General features: G+C 43.9%; 19 protein-coding genes. 18 read left to right on the top strand and 1 reads right to left on the bottom strand.

The window, feature by feature from the left end; genetic code table 11:
- The first annotated feature begins 260 nt into the window (after positions 1-260).
- The 17 genes from CA598_RS28410 (at position 261) to CA598_RS28330 (ending at position 14,721) form a co-directional block, all read left to right on the top strand.
- Positions 261-584 carry a hypothetical protein gene (locus CA598_RS28410; RefSeq protein ID WP_094872419.1) on the top strand — a complete coding sequence of 108 codons (324 nt, stop codon included), beginning with the start codon at positions 261-263 and terminating at the stop codon, positions 582-584.
- A 75-nt stretch (positions 585-659) separates the two neighbouring features.
- Positions 660-1,205 carry an RNA polymerase sigma factor SigY gene (gene sigY / locus CA598_RS28405; protein ID WP_094878646.1) on the top strand — a complete coding sequence of 182 codons (546 nt, stop codon included), beginning with the start codon at positions 660-662 and terminating at the stop codon, positions 1,203-1,205.
- Positions 1,192-1,527, top strand: coding sequence for a YxlC family protein (locus CA598_RS28400; RefSeq protein ID WP_094872416.1), 336 nt, complete (start codon positions 1,192-1,194; stop codon positions 1,525-1,527). The genes sigY and CA598_RS28400 overlap by 14 nt, the downstream gene beginning before the upstream one ends.
- A complete protein-coding gene (locus CA598_RS28395) occupies positions 1,524-1,736 on the top strand; it encodes a hypothetical protein (RefSeq protein WP_094872414.1) in 213 nt (70 codons plus the stop codon). Before CA598_RS28400 ends, CA598_RS28395 begins: the two co-directional genes overlap by 4 nt.
- Before the next feature lie 52 nt (positions 1,737-1,788).
- Positions 1,789-1,980, top strand: coding sequence for a PLD nuclease N-terminal domain-containing protein (locus tag CA598_RS28390; RefSeq protein ID WP_094878645.1), 192 nt, complete (start codon positions 1,789-1,791; stop codon positions 1,978-1,980).
- The gene (locus CA598_RS28385; protein WP_094878644.1) at positions 1,980-2,894 is read left to right on the top strand and encodes an ABC transporter ATP-binding protein; all 915 of its coding nucleotides are present in this window, start codon (positions 1,980-1,982) and stop codon (positions 2,892-2,894) included. Before CA598_RS28390 ends, CA598_RS28385 begins: the two co-directional genes overlap by 1 nt.
- Positions 2,891-3,661 carry an ABC transporter permease subunit gene (locus tag CA598_RS28380; RefSeq protein ID WP_094878643.1) on the top strand — a complete coding sequence of 257 codons (771 nt, stop codon included), beginning with the start codon at positions 2,891-2,893 and terminating at the stop codon, positions 3,659-3,661. Before CA598_RS28385 ends, CA598_RS28380 begins: the two co-directional genes overlap by 4 nt.
- Before the next feature lie 244 nt (positions 3,662-3,905).
- Positions 3,906-4,289, top strand: coding sequence for an ATPase (locus tag CA598_RS28375; RefSeq protein WP_094872408.1), 384 nt, complete (start codon positions 3,906-3,908; stop codon positions 4,287-4,289).
- Between the two features lie 249 nt (positions 4,290-4,538).
- A complete protein-coding gene (locus tag CA598_RS28370; RefSeq protein WP_094878642.1) occupies positions 4,539-5,042 on the top strand; it encodes a sigma-70 family RNA polymerase sigma factor in 504 nt (167 codons plus the stop codon).
- 24 nt (positions 5,043-5,066) lie between these two features.
- A complete protein-coding gene (locus CA598_RS28365) occupies positions 5,067-6,239 on the top strand; it encodes a DUF4179 domain-containing protein (protein WP_179283783.1) in 1,173 nt (390 codons plus the stop codon).
- 156 nt (positions 6,240-6,395) lie between these two features.
- A complete protein-coding gene (gene gatC, locus CA598_RS28360; protein ID WP_094878640.1) occupies positions 6,396-6,683 on the top strand; it encodes an Asp-tRNA(Asn)/Glu-tRNA(Gln) amidotransferase subunit GatC in 288 nt (95 codons plus the stop codon).
- A 27-nt stretch (positions 6,684-6,710) separates the two neighbouring features.
- Complete coding sequence (gene gatA, locus CA598_RS28355; RefSeq protein ID WP_094878639.1) at positions 6,711-8,168, top strand: Asp-tRNA(Asn)/Glu-tRNA(Gln) amidotransferase subunit GatA; 1,458 nt, start codon at positions 6,711-6,713, stop codon at positions 8,166-8,168.
- An 11-nt stretch (positions 8,169-8,179) separates the two neighbouring features.
- The gene (gene gatB / locus CA598_RS28350) at positions 8,180-9,625 is read left to right on the top strand and encodes an Asp-tRNA(Asn)/Glu-tRNA(Gln) amidotransferase subunit GatB (RefSeq protein ID WP_094878638.1); all 1,446 of its coding nucleotides are present in this window, start codon (positions 8,180-8,182) and stop codon (positions 9,623-9,625) included.
- A gap of 142 nt (positions 9,626-9,767) precedes the next feature.
- Positions 9,768-10,238 (top strand): GNAT family N-acetyltransferase, encoded by a 471-nt coding sequence (locus CA598_RS28345; RefSeq protein WP_094878637.1) that lies wholly within the window; start codon positions 9,768-9,770, stop codon positions 10,236-10,238.
- Positions 10,239-10,284: 46 nt separating this feature from the next.
- Entirely contained in the window at positions 10,285-12,195 is a 1,911-nt protein-coding gene (locus CA598_RS33150; RefSeq protein WP_256990689.1) for a DUF4097 family beta strand repeat-containing protein, read from the top strand.
- 128 nt (positions 12,196-12,323) lie between these two features.
- Entirely contained in the window at positions 12,324-12,755 is a 432-nt protein-coding gene (locus CA598_RS28335) for a Fur family transcriptional regulator (protein ID WP_094872400.1), read from the top strand.
- A gap of 244 nt (positions 12,756-12,999) precedes the next feature.
- Positions 13,000-14,721: a glycosyl hydrolase family 18 protein gene (locus tag CA598_RS28330; protein WP_094878636.1), complete on the top strand. Its 1,722-nt coding sequence runs from the start codon at positions 13,000-13,002 to the stop codon at positions 14,719-14,721.
- Positions 14,722-14,834: 113 nt separating this feature from the next.
- Here the strand turns inward: CA598_RS28330 and CA598_RS28325 are convergent, their stop codons facing one another.
- Positions 14,835-15,200: a DUF2614 family zinc ribbon-containing protein gene (locus CA598_RS28325; RefSeq protein WP_094872397.1), complete on the bottom strand. Its 366-nt coding sequence runs from the start codon at positions 15,198-15,200 to the stop codon at positions 14,835-14,837.
- 127 nt (positions 15,201-15,327) lie between these two features.
- Between CA598_RS28325 and CA598_RS28320 the strand changes: the two genes are divergently transcribed.
- Complete coding sequence (locus CA598_RS28320) at positions 15,328-16,206, top strand: nucleotidyltransferase-like protein (RefSeq protein WP_179281681.1); 879 nt, start codon at positions 15,328-15,330, stop codon at positions 16,204-16,206.
- The last annotated feature ends 340 nt before the right edge of the window (positions 16,207-16,546 follow it).

The following is a 16,546-nucleotide window of genomic DNA, read 5'->3' as shown; positions in this document are numbered from 1 at the left end:
TTATGTCTTATATTTCTCGCTTAAACGCTTGTCGTCCTTATAAGGACACTGAAGGCGTTTATGCTTGCTCAATAGACGTTGGTTCTAGTAGAACCGACAAAAACCGAGGAAGTTTTAATAGACAAAAGACTACAAAAGGACTAGAATGAGGTTAATTAAATGTAACTTTTACCTCGCGAAGCACGCAGACTGCGGAATTAATCCCGGTTTGCGTTCTTTTTTTGTCTTCATATAGGCTTAAAAGCATGGAGGGAAGTAGAATGGAGAAGAATATATACTACCCGCTGGACTATGGTTGGTATGACTCCAAGGAGAAATGGAACCATTTTTGCAGCAGTAATTGCCGATTTTTTTCGGAGTGTCCAGGAAAGGCTGGCTTTTGTGCATCCGAAGAACGTAGAGACATACAATTTGAAAATAAGGATCTTCGTAATGGCTTGCTTCAGGAGACCAGTGGGGTTTACGGGGGATTATCAGTGGTTTCAGGAGACGAGATCAGAAGGACGTCTCTTTTTTGGCATTTTCCGGCAAGGGAAGGTATTATTCAGCCCTGGCGGCGCAAGTTGTGGGATCTCAAAAAATAATTATTAAGTGGAATGAACGATTCATAATACATATTCGTACTACAAATAGAAACGAAATCTTGAATGGAGGGGCAGATGAGCGATCAGTCGCTGGAGAGAATCAGACGGGCACAGCAGGGAGATACTTCAGCATTGTCTTCACTGCTGCGAGAACACTATACTTTTTTATTCAAATATTTAATCAAGGTGACCATGGACCCGTTGCTGGCAGAGGATATTGTACAGGACACCATGGTCAGATGTATGGAGAAGATCAGCACCTATAACGGAACTTCTTCCTTTTCCTCTTGGTTAATCACAATTGCCACCAGAATATTTATTGATCGCAAGCGGCGCTGGAAGCGTGAAGCGGAATGGAAACAGCGGGAGCAGCAGGAACAGGGGATCCGTTCGATTCGTTGGCGATTTGAGAGCAGAGGGGAAGAGTGGAGTGAAGTGCTGGATTCCCTCTCCAGATTACCCTCTGCACAAAGAGTGGCTGTGCTATTGAAGCATTACTATGGCTATAGTTATGACGAAATTGGCGAGATCATGCGAGTTCCTTCAGGTACAGTCAAGTCGCGTGTATCCCTTGGTCTTAACCAACTACGAAAGGAGCTGAATGAGGATGGAGAAGGATAAAGATAAGGAGCCTGAGATGTATTTGCACAAGCTTTCAAATGAGCTTGACCGGTTAGATGCACAATATAATGACATCACACCACCTTCATTACAGGAACTGGAGAGGTTAATGGTTGATGCTTCTGTGCATAGAAAGAGCATGGAACGTAAAGAGCTGCTGTTATTCTGGGGCATATCTTTGATCCTGGTCAGCGTATTTCTATCCATTCTCGGTTCTGCACCGATAATCTATTGGATTATTCAAGCGATTATTCCTATTGCGGGACTCAGTGCTCTAGGAATAGCGAGGATTAGGAGAAACAGAGAAGGTGCGCAAGAATGAATGAGCTGCAGGATGTGCCCCTATGGTTATGGTTTTGCATAGCTATAGCATTAATGCTGCAAGGGACATGGCTATTCCGGGATGCAAGACGACGCGGAAGAAAAGCCTGGTTCTGGGGTCTATGGGCTATAACTACAGTTCCTTCACCTGCTTTGGTCTATTTACTTGTTGTCATTCTACCGGAAAGACGTAGGCGAAAGAAGTTGTAAAGGTCCGGGATATGAGCTCGTTCCTTTCATAACACAAAAGGAGTGGTAATTCATGGAAGATCTAAAATGGGGATTAATTATGCCGTTGATCATTTTGCAGGCTTTACTGGCTATTATCGGTTTGATTTCTTTAGCCAAAGCAGATAAAGTGCGCGGTCCAAAATGGTTGTGGATTATAGTCATTATTTTCGGAAATATATTAGGCAGCGTAGCTTATTTCACGATAGGAAGGAAAGATGTCTAATGTCACTCCTTCAAGTTACAAATATACGCAAAAGCTATGGGGCGCATATTTCCGTACATGATATAAGCTTTGATATTGAAAAAGGAAGATGTGTTGCCTTACTAGGGCCCAATGGTGCAGGCAAGACGACCACACTACGTATGCTGGCAGGTCTTCTAGAACCTACCTCTGGAATGATTTCGTTTGAGGGGAGCCGTCCTGGATCAGAATATCGCAGAGGACTAGGATATGTACCGCAATCCCCAGCCTTTTACGGTTGGATGACTGGACAGGAGTATGTTGTGTTTGCTGCAAAGCTTAGTGGAATGGGAGCTAAAGAAGCAACAAGCAGCGCTTTGGAATCGCTTATGCGTGTAGGCCTCAAAGACGATGCACGCCGCAGGATTGGTGGGTATTCCGGGGGGATGAAGCAGCGGTTGGGTCTCGCACAGGCACTTGTGCATCGCCCTCGACTGCTTTTACTGGATGAGCCCGTATCTGCACTTGATCCGATCGGCCGCAGGGAAGTGATGGAATTGCTGCGAGAAATACGTGAAGAGACAACGGTAGTTTTCTCCACGCATGTGCTGCATGATGCGGAAGAGATTTGTGACGATATTATTTTAATGAATCATGGACACATTGCTGAGCAGGGGTCTTTGTCGCAGCTTCGTTCACAATACAGCCTTCCTGTTATTCGTTTACGTACCGAGAAGCACAAAGAAGCCATTCAGTGGCTGGAATCTCTTGCCTCCAAGCCGTTTGTACTGGAGTCGGAGTTGTTTGGAGATCATGCGGTTTTTAATGTGAATAATGTGGAAAAGGCCCGCCAGACGATTTTGCAAGAAGCAGCGCAGCTCGAAATTCCATTGCTGCAATTTGAAGCAGGCTCTTCCACATTAGAGGATTTATTTATGAAGGTGGTGGGCGTATGAGCAGCACCTGGGTCCTTTATCGAAAAGAAATGCTCGAGATGGCTCGCAGTTATAAGCTAATCTGGATACCTGTCGTGTTCATCATTTTAGGCATTATGCAGCCTTTAAGCACTTATTATTTGCCGGAAATATTAAAAGCCTCCGGGGATGTGCCCCCAGGTCTGCTGGAAGGGTATGAAATACCGAGTGCCGCAGTTGTGATGGCGCAAGCACTGGGACAGTATGGAACAATTGGAATGCTGGTATTGGCGCTAGGCTCGATGAATACTTTAGCTGGAGAACGCTATAGCGGAACTATGGAGTTAATTCTAGTAAGACCGGTTTCTCCCGCGGCCATAGTGATCGCTAAATGGACAGCTCAACTGACCCTGCTTGTTGTTGCGCTTGGATTGGGTGCAGCGGGTGCAGCTTATTACACGGAGCAACTAATTGGATCGCTATCATGGGGCGGGGTTATCGCAGCTTCAGGGGTATATGGTTTGTGGTTATTATGTATTGTCTCGGCTACGTTGTTGTTTAGTGCCTTTTTAAGACCTCCAGTAGCCGCTTTTTTAGCACTGGCGTTAATGGCTGGATTGTCATTAGGCTTAAGCTTATTGCCTACATGGTTTGACTGGACACCCGCAGGACTTTCCGGGCTGTCAGCAGGAATTCTTACAGATGGAGAGGGCTTTAGAGCAGGTCCATATCTTTCTGCCGGTGTATTGATCCTAATTTGCCTTGTTGGGGCCGCGCTTTTGACAAGAAAGAACAACCTTCCCAATTGATTATTAAGCTGTGCTGTATCGAATATAGTATATTTTAAAATATAAGAAAGTATAAGTTTCACGCTATACATTATCCTTCTATTTCTCGCATAAACGCGTATCGTCCTTAGGGGACGCCGAAGGCGTTATTGCTTGGTACAATTTTCAGGATCGTTTGGCCTGCCGCTAGACAGTTCTATCTTTTTTTAGTAGACTGTTGAAACAAGCAAAATCATGATAGATTTTGGGGTCAGGAGGTAGGGCGATGCTGCGTTTAGGAGAAAAGATTGTCATTGTTGCGGACGCTTTTGAGCAGAGTCTTCCTATCGGGGAATACGGCTACCTAATTGCTTACGACCGCAATCCCGATAATGCGTTTGACTATGTTATACGTGTACCGGAAGCTAATAGGAACTTTTATGTTCCGGCTGAAGACATTGAGGCGGAAGAACATTTATTAGTAGCTGAGGCTGAAAGAGCAACGCATGAAGCGTTAATTGATTATGCTTTGTCCACGTACAATGAGAAGCTGTTCCATCATTTGATGAACGGTGAAGATATGGATACAGAAGAGACGGAAACAACGTCAAGCGAAAGCATGTCCCAAGCAGATTTCATTAAACAAGTGAATCTTAGAGCTTGGATTTAAGGAAGGCCGGCGAAAGCCGGCTTTTTTGTTTTGCCGTAAAGAGCAGTTCCTCCATAACAATCCTCTGAATTTACATATCACTCTTCAGAAACCTTTCTTTTATTGCTTCCTAATAATTATTAAAATCCATTTTTTTTTTGGGGGGGTACAACCAACTGCCGTTTTTATGTATCTAAACTATTGAGAGCCGAATACGAGAATGCAGATCTGCGGTATAGGCACTTTAACCTAAATAAAGGAGAGCCTTAAGTGAAGATGATAACCGCTGTTCAACAAGCGAGAGACGGCGATAAAGATGCATTTATCCAGCTGTGTCGGCAGATTGAACCTGAAATGTATGGCATGGCCCGTTCTATTTTGGGTAGGGATGAGGATTGTGCTGATGCCATGCAGGAAGCCACACTGAAGGCTTACCGCTCTATCCATGGCTTGCGGCAGCCGGATTTTTTTAAGACATGGATGCTTCGCATCCTTATAAATGAATGTCACAAGCTCCAACGCAAGCAGACAAATCAAGTAGAGGCTGGAGATACCCTTTCTGCTCTGGAGTGCCATTCCTCCGGTGCAGAGTATGAAAAAATCGAGCTGCGGGAAGCGGTGGAGCGATTGGATGCTTCGCTGCAAACCGTGATTTCGATGCATTATTTTCAGGATATGCCCATTAAACAAATTGCTAGCCTTCTTAATATTTCTGAAACGGCAGTCAAGTCACGCCTCTACAGAGCAAGAAAACACTTATTGAATGGATTTTAATGATATTTAGAAGGGATGAAGCAGATGAAAAAAAAGAGAACAGCGGCAGAGCTTGAACTGCTTTTGAAAAATATAGATATCCTTCCGGCAAATGAGCTCCCCTCTAAGATTCGTCAACGTCAAGAGGATACGTATGTGATGCTGGATTATGTGAAGATAAAGAGATCCACGTATAAATTTCATCTTGTGAAAAGGATAGCGCTTGGATTCGGGGCAGCTCTTGTTTTGGGAGTTATCGTGCTTGGAAGTGGGTTTACTTCTCCTGCCTTGGCTAGGTCGCTGGAACGTATTCCTTTAGTCAATAGTATTTTTGAGCTTGCGGGTGATATGGGGCTTCAGGCAGCGAGTCGCCAAGGCTTAACGACTGCAGTTGATAGCAGTGACCAGGTTCATGATGTTACTATCCGTGCTAGTGAAGTTATTTATGACGGGACACGGCTTTCTGTAGCGTTGAAGCGTGAAGGTAATAACGAAGTGGGAGCATTCATTAGAGACTTTCAGGATCTGCAGGTATTTATTGATGGCCAGCCTTTGAATGCTGGGGAGGAACAAGAGGATTCTTTTAAACATAATATTGGCCTTATCCTTTCTCCGGGGGTTGATGAACAATCTTTGATTTTGCAATTCTCAGAGAAATCCTATGATGAGGGGGGCATTGCTTTGCCAGAGCAGTTCCAAATGATAGTGAAAGGCCGATTGTCCGGAATCGATGATGATTTTCAAATTGAAGTTCCTGTAAAAAAAGATACGAGTCATAATATTGTTCAACAGCCCGGAATCAGTCAAACTTACAATCATGTAACGACTACTGTGGAGAAGATTACTCAGACCCCGGCAACCACGCAAATACGGATGAGTGTTCTAGCCCATGAGGGGATTCCAGATACTTATCTAACAGACACCAACAACCTGGCATTCAACTATGAGGTCTATGATGATAAGGGCAACTTCTTGCAGTATGTAAACGGTGGCAGTGGTTGGACGGATTCAGAAAAGATAGATGAGATCCTTCATTTTAGTCTTAAAGAGGATGTTAATATTGTACCGCTCCCAGAGGATGTAAAAGCTCTGACGATCAAAACCTTTCTCTACAAATATACGGGAGAGGGTAGTGAAAAACGGAATTTATTAGACAGTAAAGGTTACCCAGTAGTTGAATATATTCCTCAGCTGGAAATGACAATCCCTATACATTAATGAATAGAACGCTCCTTTAAAAAGTGTTGGAATCCCCTTCACTTTGATAAAGGAGCGTTTGTTTTACACCCCATCATTGAATTGTCTAAGCTTCTACAATATAATTAAAAACGTTATCCGGGCACTTTAGCCCTTTAATTAGGAGGGATTTATCTTATGAGCATTACCGTTAAAGATGTGCAGCATGTGGCCAAGCTGGCTCGTCTGCAATTGAGCCCGGAAGAAGAGGCAACCTTTACAGAACAAATGAATGCTATTTTACAATATGCTGAGAAGTTGAATGAGCTAGATACGGAGAATGTGAAGCCGACCACGCATGTACTGCAGGTCAGTAATGTGATGCGTGAGGATGTTGTGAAGGAAAGCCTAACGCAAGCGGAAGCACTTCTTAACGCACCTGATGATGAAGACGGACATTTCAAGGTTCCGGCTGTTTTGGAATAACTACATAATTAGAAAGGGGGAAGAATCTTGAGCCTGTTTCAAAATCGATTGCCTGAAGTACATCGCATGTTAACTGCTAAAGAGGTATCGGTCAGTGAACTGACTGAAGAATCGCTGGCGGTTATCGCTGAGCGGGATAAAAAAGTAAATGCATTTTTGACCTTGAACGAGGAGGGCGCTCGTAGCACCGCACGCGCTTTGGACGACAAACTGGCATCCGGAGCAGCACGTGGGTTGCTGTTTGGTCTTCCTGCGGGAATTAAGGATAATATTGTAACGAAAGGACTGCGTACGACCTGTGCCAGCCAATTTCTAAACAATTTCCAACCGATTTACAACGCTACTGTTGCTTCAAAACTGCAGCAAGCAGATGCCGTAACCATTGGTAAGTTGAATATGGATGAATTCGCGATGGGCGGTTCTAACGAGAACTCAAGCTTTGGTCCCGTACGCAATCCTTGGGATCTAGAGCGTGTGCCTGGCGGTTCCAGCGGTGGATCTGCTGCAGCCGTAGCTGCGGGTGAAGTTTTCTTCTCATTAGGTTCTGATACTGGGGGTTCCATCCGCCAGCCAGCCTCCTATTGCGGCGTTGTAGGTCTCAAACCTACCTACGGCCTTGTGTCACGTTACGGTTTGGTAGCCTTTGCTTCCTCTCTGGATCAGATTGGCCCGCTTACGCGTAATGTAGAAGATTCTGCATATATTCTTCAAGCGATTGCTGGTTATGATGCACAGGACTCTACTTCAGCTAAGGTAGACATTCCTGATTATTTGAGTTCGCTGACTGGTGATGTTTCCGGTCTTCGTATCGCTGTACCTAAGGAATACTTGGGAGCGGGTGTCGATGCTTCTGTTCGTGAGACGGTCTTGTCTGCACTTAAGGTGCTGGAAGGAATGGGCGCTGTCTGGGAGGAAGTTTCATTACCACATACGGAATATGCAGTAGCGGCATATTATTTGCTGTCTTCATCGGAAGCTTCATCGAACCTTGCCCGGTTTGACGGTGTACGTTATGGCGTACGTGTAGATGAAGGTGGAGGATTGCTCGATCTGTATCAAAATTCCCGAAGTCGCGGCTTTGGTCCTGAGGTAAAACGTCGTATTATGCTGGGGACTTATGCACTAAGCTCTGGATATTATGATGCTTATTATTTAAAAGCGCAAAAGGTGCGCACTTTGATTAAACAGGATTTTGATGACATCTTTAAAAAATATGATGTGGTCATCGGCCCAACAGCGCCTACTACAGCATTCAAATTAGGTTCACAAACGGAAGATCCGCTGACTATGTATCTGAACGATATTCTTACGATTCCTGTGAGCTTGGCGGGTATTCCTGCCGTTAGCGTTCCTTGTGGCTTTGCGGAAGGCATGCCAGTAGGCCTGCAAATAATCGGTAAAGAGTTTGACGAGAGTACGATTCTGCGTGTTGCTCACGCTTTTGAACAAAATACTGATCATCATAAGCAGCGTCCACAGCTGTAGTAAAGGAGGGAATGGGATTACTTATGTCTAAATACGAAACGGTCATCGGCTTAGAGGTTCACGTAGAGCTTCATACCAACTCCAAAATCTTTTGCGGATGCTCCACTGAATTTGGAGCCCCGCCTAACACGCATACCTGTCCTGTCTGCCTGGGTCACCCCGGCGTATTGCCAGTGCTCAACAAACAAGCGGTAAATTACGCTATGAAAGCAGCGATGGCGCTGAACTGCACCATCGGTGATGTTAGTAAATTTGACCGCAAGAACTATTTTTACCCCGATTCTCCGAAAGCCTATCAGATCTCACAATTTGATCAACCTATCGGTTTGAACGGCTGGATTGACATTGAAGTCAATGGAGAGACCAAACGGATCGGCATTACTCGTCTGCATTTGGAAGAGGATGCGGGTAAGCTGACGCACGTAGATGGCGGTTTTGCTTCGCTTGTCGATTTTAACCGGGTGGGAACTCCACTTATCGAAATCGTATCTGAGCCAGACTTGCGCTCCCCAGAGGAAGCTCGTGCTTATCTGGAAAAAATCCGTGCCATTATGCAATACTGCGACGTATCGGATGTGAAGATGGAAGAAGGATCGATGCGCTGTGACGCGAACATCAGTCTACGCCCAGAAGGCCAAGAGGAATTCGGTATTAGAGCAGAGCTTAAGAACATGAACTCCTTCCGCGGTGTGCTGCGTGGACTGGAGTATGAACAATATCGTCAGGCTGAGATCCTGGATGATGGTGGAGTAGTTGTACAAGAGACTCGCCGCTGGGATGAAGCCCAAGGGAAAACTTTATCTATGCGTGGGAAAGAGGAAGCGCACGATTATCGTTACTTCCCAGATCCGGATCTGATCGTGCTGCATATTGACGATGCCTGGAAAGAATCCATTCGTTCGACGATCCCGGAATTACCGGATGCAAGACAAGCTCGCTACAGTGAAGAACTGGGTCTTACAGCTTATGATGCTGGTGTGATCACTTCTTCTAAGCCTTTAGCGGACTTTTTCGAAGAATGTCTTACTTATACGCAGGATGCCAAGGCTGTAGCTAACTGGATCATGGGTGAACTGCTTGCTTATTTGAATAGTAATAACCTGGAATTGTCTCAGGTCAAAATTACGCCGCAAGGGCTCGGGGAAATGATTGGCCTCATTGCAGGCGGAACAATCAGCAACAAGATCGCTAAAACGGTATTTAAAGAAATGCTAGAAAGCGGTAAATTGCCTGCTGCAATCGTTGAGGAAAAAGGTCTGGTACAAATCAGTGATGAAGGTGCCATTAAAGGAATTGTGGAAGCTGTCGTAGCTGCTAATCCACAATCAGTGGAAGATTATAAAGCAGGTAAACAGAAAGCAATCGGTTTCCTCGTAGGACAAGTTATGAAAGAAAGTAAAGGTAAGGCAAATCCAGGTCTTGCGAATAAACTTCTGATCGAGGTATTGAGCAGCTAAACCTTGTATTTCTCGTCTAAACGCTTGCCGTCCATAAAAGGACGCCAAAGGTGTTTAGACTTGGGGTAAAATACTTATGTAATAAGCTAAGGGCTTGTCGGCAACGGCAGGCCCTTAGCGGCATATAAGGGGACTAGTAGGGATGAATACAATTATTAAGCTAAACCTCCAGGATGATAGTACCATTAATGAACTATGGAGCCTCCAGCATAAGGCCTACCGACTAGAAGCTGAATTAATAGGGTTCCGTGAGATCCCGCCGCTTATGGAGACGAGAGAGATGCTCAGCCACTCTAAAGAGGATTTTTACGGCTGCTTTGATGAAGATGAAGAACTGATGGGTGCTGTTGCTATAGAAGAAGAATCCCCGGGTAAACTCACGATTACGCGGATGATGGTGGGACCGGACTTTTTCCGTAGAGGGATTGCAAGCAGTCTTTTGGAATATGTATTTGAACATTTTTCAGGGATGGAGCAATATATCGTATCTACGGGGAAGCTAAACTTGCCTGCCATATCTTTGTACAGCAAGCATGGTTTTGTACCTATGGGATCGCAGGAAGTTGCTCCCGGTGTGGAATTGATTGATTTTTATCGGAGTGGTTCACTTTGAAGAAGCCTTTACACAGATCGTTGTTTACGAAAGGAGGAGCCGAGATATGACAAATGATTCTGCAATGCTCTCAGCGCAGGAAGAGCAGCGGGGTTCAGCCGTTCTTGAGACTACGGAGAGTGAGATTCAGAAGAAGATAATCCCTCCACGTCCAAAGCGGCGCCGCCGCAAACGCAAATTTATCGCTGGACTATTGGCAGCTCTCATCCCAGGAACTGGGCACTTATACTTTGGGCTTCTCCGCAAAGGAATTACCTTTATATTCTTGATACTATTGGATATCTCAGCTTTAATATATTTCTCATCTATTGGAATGCAGATTAATGTTCCATTGCTGATTTTACTTGCACTAATTATTCCGGCGATATATTTCTATAATGTGTATGATGTACTGCAATCAGCGGACAAGATTCTTCGTTACCCTGAAGATCAAGAGCTTGATGATCCTATGGCAAATATAAATACACCTCCTAAGCGTCGTAGTATCGTCAGTGAACCTGGCGTATCCTTTGGATTTCTACTTCTTTTAGGGGGAGCAGTTCTCATTTTGTTTCGCCAAAAGCCGGCATGGCTGCAATTTTTTATTGAGCATTACTCCGAAGTGGCCGTGTCTGCAGTTTTATTATGTGGTGGTACATATATAGGAGTAAGAGAAATTGTCAGAGGAATCGTTTCGCGCAAAAAAAATGAGTCTCATAACCGGCGTGTAGGAAGATATACAGCATCGGTCTTGCTTATTGCTATTGCCATCCCGTTGTTTCTGGATTGGAGAGACGGGTCGGATTATATGCTTTTACTCTTGAAGTGGTGGCCGGTCATCCCAGTGTTATGGGGGATTGAGTTCCTGTTCATGTATTTCTTCTCTGGTCGTTCAGGCTCTGTACAAAAGGGAACAAGAATCAGATTAGATTTACGCGGCCTTTTATCTGCTATATTGCTTGCTGCGAGTGTGTTTATCGTTGCCGAACAAGAACATTATTTATATCTGTGGAAAAATGTGAGTCTCAACCTTACAGCAGCTGCAGTCGACTATGGCGAGGCGAAGGGAAGCAAATTTCAGAAAGCTCCGCTTATTGTTCCAGTGAAGTTAAATACAGCTAAAATATCCGTTGATGGTATTAATGGGGATATTTTATTGCATCGGGCACCTGTAGATAATATTCAAATTACTACTACAGTTTGGGTAGATCAATTGGAGGGTCCGATGGCTGAAGCCATTTCGGAGCAGTCCTTTGTGGACGTTGTTGAAGGACCAACCATAAAAATCACTTCAAACAGCAAGGCTTATGGAGAATCAGGTAAGCGTCAGCCGCGAATGGATTTGGACATTTCTTTGCCGGAGGACCGCCGGTTTAACCTCGATGTTCGTACTATGAATGGTGGGATCACCCTGCAGAACATAGAAGCGATCGAAGATATTTCGCTGGAAACGGGGAATGGAGAACTTATTCTTCATCGTATCTTTGGTAATGTGAAAGGCAAAACACTGAATGGAGCTGTGCGTGCGAGATCCGTCCAGGGCAGTGTTGATTTATCAACGAGCGGTGGCAATATGAATGCATGGAATGTCACAGGAGCCTTGAAATTATCAACGGCAGTTGGCAATATCGGTGCATCCGGAAATGAAGCCGAGATCGATATTTCTAGCAAAAATGGTAATTTAGAGATTGATGGAGCTAGGTCGAAGCTGCATGCAGAATCCTTGAATGGCATCATTGATGTTCGTTCACATGAAGTCGGAGGAGACTGGGACATTTATAGTGCAGTTGGCGATATTCAATTGTATTTGCCGCAGTTAGGGAACTATAAGTTGAATGGCTCAAGTGGATATGGCGATATTATTTCAGATTTACCTATCTTAACCATTGATAAGAAGAAGATATCTGGTGAAGTGGGCACAGGTGAGTTCAAGATTCAGGTTGAGGGAAACAGCAACTTAAATGTGAGAGGTTATTGAAAAAAGTAATTTTTCTTATATAATAATGAATATAATGTATCGACTTCGTTGACAAGATTGAAAACCCAGTCTTACAATTATATAAGAAATATTTCTTTTATTTTTAAATTTAAAAGGCGGTGACAGTCATGGGGAGTGGCGTACAACATGCATTGGAACAATTAAAAACAACAGGTGTCCGTATAACGCCCCAGCGTCATGCGATTCTTACGTATTTGATGGAAGCAATGAATCATCCTACAGCTGACGATATATATCGGGCATTAGAGCCTAAATTTCCGAGCATGAGCGTGGCAACCGTATATAATAATCTCAAGATGTTTATGGAAGCTGGCATGGTTCGTGAGTTGACCTATGGGGATAGCTCCAGCCGTTTTGATGCCAATGTGTCTGATCATTATCATGTTATCTGTCAACAATGCGGTAAGATTGAGGATTTCAGTTATCCTTCGCTTAGGGATGTAGAGCTGCATGCTGAGCAAGCTACAGGCTTTAAGATTACAGGATTGCGTATGGAACTGCATGGATTTTGCGAAAGTTGTAAAGAGAAGCAGCATTAAGACTAGAATAGAACGGTGTCAAGGTGATATACCAAGTGGCCACAATAAACGTGCGAAATCCGAAAGCGGAGGACTCACGTTTTTATTTTTATAAAAATATAAAGACGACAATGTCGTTTCTACTTGAATATAACAATTTGTAGGATAAATGACTATTTTCTACTGGTTATACGAAACCAAGTGGATGTTATAATCGTAATGTTAGAATCTATTAAAAATCATATTATTATCTGGAGGATATATTTTGGACAGAAGACTGGGACAGAGGCGCGTCAAAAAGCGCGGAGGTTTTTTTAGGCGTTTATTTGGACTCTTAATCATTGTAGCAGCAGCATATTGGGTAGTGTTTTATGTATTGCCAAATCGTCAGCACATAGATGTAGATTGGAAAGCTCAAGCGCATCCCATCTTTGTAAAAGGAGAGCATACAGGTTATTCTGCCTCTGGAACTGGGGATAGCATGCTATTACCATTACCATTGTTGCAAGAGTATGTGGATCCTTCCATTCGTTATGAAGAGAAGACCAAATCGGTCATTTTATCAACGGATAGTGAGCTCCTTTACATGCAGGAGGATAAAACTGATGCTAGTCTGAATAATCGTCCGTTGCAGCTGCGGTTAGCGCCTGAAGTAAAGGAGAAAGTGACCTACCTTCCTGCGGATGTATTAGAAGATCTATATGGGTTTGAAATACAGGAGGATACAAATACCGGAGCAATATTACTAATGACGGCAGGAGAGTCTGTCTCGCTAGGAAAAGTTAAAGGTGAAAAAGGCGACAAGTCAGTAGCTCTACGAAATGAGGCATCCATTCACGCACCTATAGTTGCGGATATGTCTCCAGGGGCAGTCGTGAATATTTGGAATGAAGAAAATAAGGACTGGCTATTTGTACAATTAAGCAGCGGGTATGCAGGTTATGCCAAGGCAAGTGACATTGTTCGGGATGGTCAAAAGACAGTGGAACCGAAAAAATCCACACCAACACGTGCTGAACGTAACTGGAAAGGGAAGTCAGTGAATTTGTATTGGGAGGCTGTTTACCAACGCAAACCTAACCCAGAAACCTTCGGTGAGCTACCAGGCGTTAACGTGGCTAGCCCCACCTGGTTTAGTATTATAGATGGTGATGGCAATGTGCGCAGTCAGGCCGACAGTGCGTATGTGCAGTGGGCGCATGGGCGCGGATTAGAGGTATGGGGGTTGCTTAGCAATAGCTTCGAGCCAGACATGACTACTGAGGCATTGTCCACCTATGAGAAACGGATGAATGCAATCGTGCAGATCTTAGAGTATTCGGATTTATATAATTTGGATGGAATTAATATCGATTTTGAGAATGTGTATACGAAGGACGGAGAGAATGTCACTCAATTTATGAGAGAGCTAAAACCGATGGCTCAGGCTAAGAATCTAATCGTCTCCATAGACGTGACACCTAAATCTAATAGCGAGATGTGGTCAGCATTCCTTGATCGTAAGGCTCTGGGGTCATTAGTCGATTATCTAATCGTGATGGCTTATGATGAACATTGGGCGGCTAGCCCTATCGCGGGCTCTGTTGCCTCCTTACCTTGGGTAGAGAATTCAATAAGCCGGATCATAGAGGAAGACAATGTGCCGCCTGAGAAGGTGATTTTGGGGATCCCATTGTACACCCGCATCTGGACTGAGGCACAAGTAGATGGTAAGACAAAGGTAAGCTCCAAATCGGTTAGTATGAATGCCGTTGAAAAAATTATCAAAGAGAAGAAGCTAACTCCTACATTTGATAAGGATGCTGGGCAGAATTACGTAGAGTACAAGGAAGATGGCGCTCTTAAGAAAATATGGATAGAAGATAAGGTGAGCTTAAAATCAAGAGTTGAGCTTGCTAAGTCCATGGGGCTTGGAGGCATCGGATCATGGAATCGGAGCTTTAGCAATTCGTCAGCATGGGAAGCATTACAAGAGATTCATAAGTAATCATAATTATTTATAGCAAACAAAGAGGCTCCCATATCGGGGGCCTCTTTGTTGTATTAGCAAATATTTGAGTGCATTTTAACTAGTTAGTAATGAGCCTCTGTAAGGTGTGTTTAGCGGTTTAGTTGCTGATGCTCAAGCTGATCCGCAGTAATGGTGGCCTCAGCAGGATCCATAGTAAGAATGGTGTGACAGAACATACAGCGGTCTGTTTTGCCGAGCATCTTGGTCAGCTTGTGACATTCAGGGCACTCTAGCTGAACAGCACTCGTTGAGAGCATACCAGCCCAGAAATAGATCGCAAGACTTGCCATCATGGAAATTAAACCGATTACAAGTCCGATTCCGGCGAATACTTTCCCGGTTGATCCCCAGAATACGATGCCTGCTGTACCCAAAACCATAAGTCCCATTCCGAGCATTGTGAGCAGTAATCCCCATGTGCGAAAAGCGTTGATCTTAGCCGTTTTAAACTTCATGAGTGTTTGCTCCTAACTAAATATAGTTGGGTTGTCCAGAAGGAACTGTCTTTCATATGTAGAATAATAATTATAACTGAATTATAACTGACTGGACGCAAATTCGCCAAATTTAATGGAGGGAAGCATGGAATTATCCAATGTAACTTTGTTGAGTGGAGAAACGTTTGAAGAAAATGTTTTAGGAGCTGTCGCTTTGCGGCAGAAAGGGAGTACTCCTTTTCAAAGCGCACTACTTCACGATTTTGATATGGTTGTGTTAGTTTTACATGAGGAACAGGATTTAGAACATATTGTTCGCCACACCATTGCCGGTGACACACGGACCCAGTCAGTCCATATTGGCCTTTCCGCTTTGGAGAGGGCTGTCATGGCGGGAGATAATAACGAGCTCCTTACTAGTTTGATGATTGGGGAAGTGATTTGGGATCCCAAAGGAATACTAGGGGATATGCGCCGGGAGATTTTACAATTTGAAGGGCCTCTTAAGGAACGAGTGGAGTTCATGGAGTTTGCACGATTCTTGCATTTGTATGTGAAATCTAAACGGTATATAGAAGCTGGCTACATTATGGATTCGTATAACTGTGTATTGATGGCACTATATCATTGGGCAAGAATAGAAGTGAGTGAATCTGGTTCATTTCCAGAGCCGGCTATTTGGGAGCAGGTTAAAAGTATGAACACCTCAGTCCATAAACTATATGAGGAACTAACCATCAGCACGGAGACCTTAGAACAAAGAGTAGAGCTTGTACTTCTAGCGTGTGAATTTGGGATCATGTCCAAAATGACGGATTGTTGTGCATTGCTTTTTAATATTCTGAATAGCCGTAAGGAAGCGTGGAGTATAAAAGAATTACTACAGCATTCTGGCCTGTGTCAATTAGAGGCTGAGTTGCCCCTAGTTTTACGAAAGCTTGTTTCTCGATCGCTAATCCGTGAGATTACTTTATGGGCTGACGGTCATGGGGGAGAGGGTCATGCGATCCGATATACCTTATAGAGAAGAAATTAGATGCAGGATTTGCCGGTAATCTATAGATAAAATAAGTAGGGATAGGGAGAGGCTAAGCACTCTCTTTTTTGTTTGCACGCTATTATGAAACGCTCATATTTATTCTAATAAATTTATGGTTGACTCTTTCATAGTTCATGTGTTAAATTATAACTCGTCCCTCTGACACAGAGATGTGCTTTCGAAAACATTCGAAAGACAACCGAAAAAAGAAATTAAAAAAAAGGTTGACTAAAACGAGGGCGCTGTGATATATTATAAAGGTCGCTGCTGAACAACACAACGACGAAATAAACAGCTTGATCTTTGAAAACTGAACAACGAGTGA

Origin of the sequence: Paenibacillus sp. VTT E-133291 (assembly GCF_002264395.1) — a bacterium.
Taxonomy (GTDB): Bacteria; Bacillota; Bacilli; order Paenibacillales; family Paenibacillaceae; genus Paenibacillus_AQ; species Paenibacillus_AQ nitricinens.
Note: the sequence above shows the minus strand (reverse complement) of the source record. Positions and strands in the feature narration are given on the sequence as shown.

Excerpts from the sequence above, each read along its gene's own strand:
- CA598_RS28410 (WP_094872419.1), top strand. The coding sequence starts at position 261 with ATGGAGAAGAATATATACTACCCGCTGGACTATGGTTGGTATGACTCC.
- sigY (WP_094878646.1), top strand. The coding sequence starts at position 660 with ATGAGCGATCAGTCGCTGGAGAGAATCAGACGGGCACAGCAGGGAGAT.
- CA598_RS28400 (WP_094872416.1), top strand. The coding sequence starts at position 1,192 with ATGGAGAAGGATAAAGATAAGGAGCCTGAGATGTATTTGCACAAGCTT.
- CA598_RS28395 (WP_094872414.1), top strand. The coding sequence starts at position 1,524 with ATGAATGAGCTGCAGGATGTGCCCCTATGGTTATGGTTTTGCATAGCT.
- CA598_RS28390 (WP_094878645.1), top strand. The coding sequence starts at position 1,789 with ATGGAAGATCTAAAATGGGGATTAATTATGCCGTTGATCATTTTGCAG.
- CA598_RS28385 (WP_094878644.1), top strand. The coding sequence starts at position 1,980 with ATGTCACTCCTTCAAGTTACAAATATACGCAAAAGCTATGGGGCGCAT.
- CA598_RS28380 (WP_094878643.1), top strand. The coding sequence starts at position 2,891 with ATGAGCAGCACCTGGGTCCTTTATCGAAAAGAAATGCTCGAGATGGCT.
- CA598_RS28375 (WP_094872408.1), top strand. The coding sequence starts at position 3,906 with ATGCTGCGTTTAGGAGAAAAGATTGTCATTGTTGCGGACGCTTTTGAG.
- CA598_RS28365 (WP_179283783.1), top strand. The coding sequence starts at position 5,067 with ATGAAAAAAAAGAGAACAGCGGCAGAGCTTGAACTGCTTTTGAAAAAT.
- gatC (WP_094878640.1), top strand. The coding sequence starts at position 6,396 with ATGAGCATTACCGTTAAAGATGTGCAGCATGTGGCCAAGCTGGCTCGT.
- gatB (WP_094878638.1), top strand. The coding sequence starts at position 8,180 with ATGGGATTACTTATGTCTAAATACGAAACGGTCATCGGCTTAGAGGTT.
- CA598_RS28345 (WP_094878637.1), top strand. The coding sequence starts at position 9,768 with ATGAATACAATTATTAAGCTAAACCTCCAGGATGATAGTACCATTAAT.
- CA598_RS33150 (WP_256990689.1), top strand. The coding sequence starts at position 10,285 with ATGACAAATGATTCTGCAATGCTCTCAGCGCAGGAAGAGCAGCGGGGT.
- CA598_RS28335 (WP_094872400.1), top strand. The coding sequence starts at position 12,324 with ATGGGGAGTGGCGTACAACATGCATTGGAACAATTAAAAACAACAGGT.
- CA598_RS28325 (WP_094872397.1), bottom strand. The coding sequence starts at position 15,200 with ATGAAGTTTAAAACGGCTAAGATCAACGCTTTTCGCACATGGGGATTA.
- CA598_RS28320 (WP_179281681.1), top strand. The coding sequence starts at position 15,328 with ATGGAATTATCCAATGTAACTTTGTTGAGTGGAGAAACGTTTGAAGAA.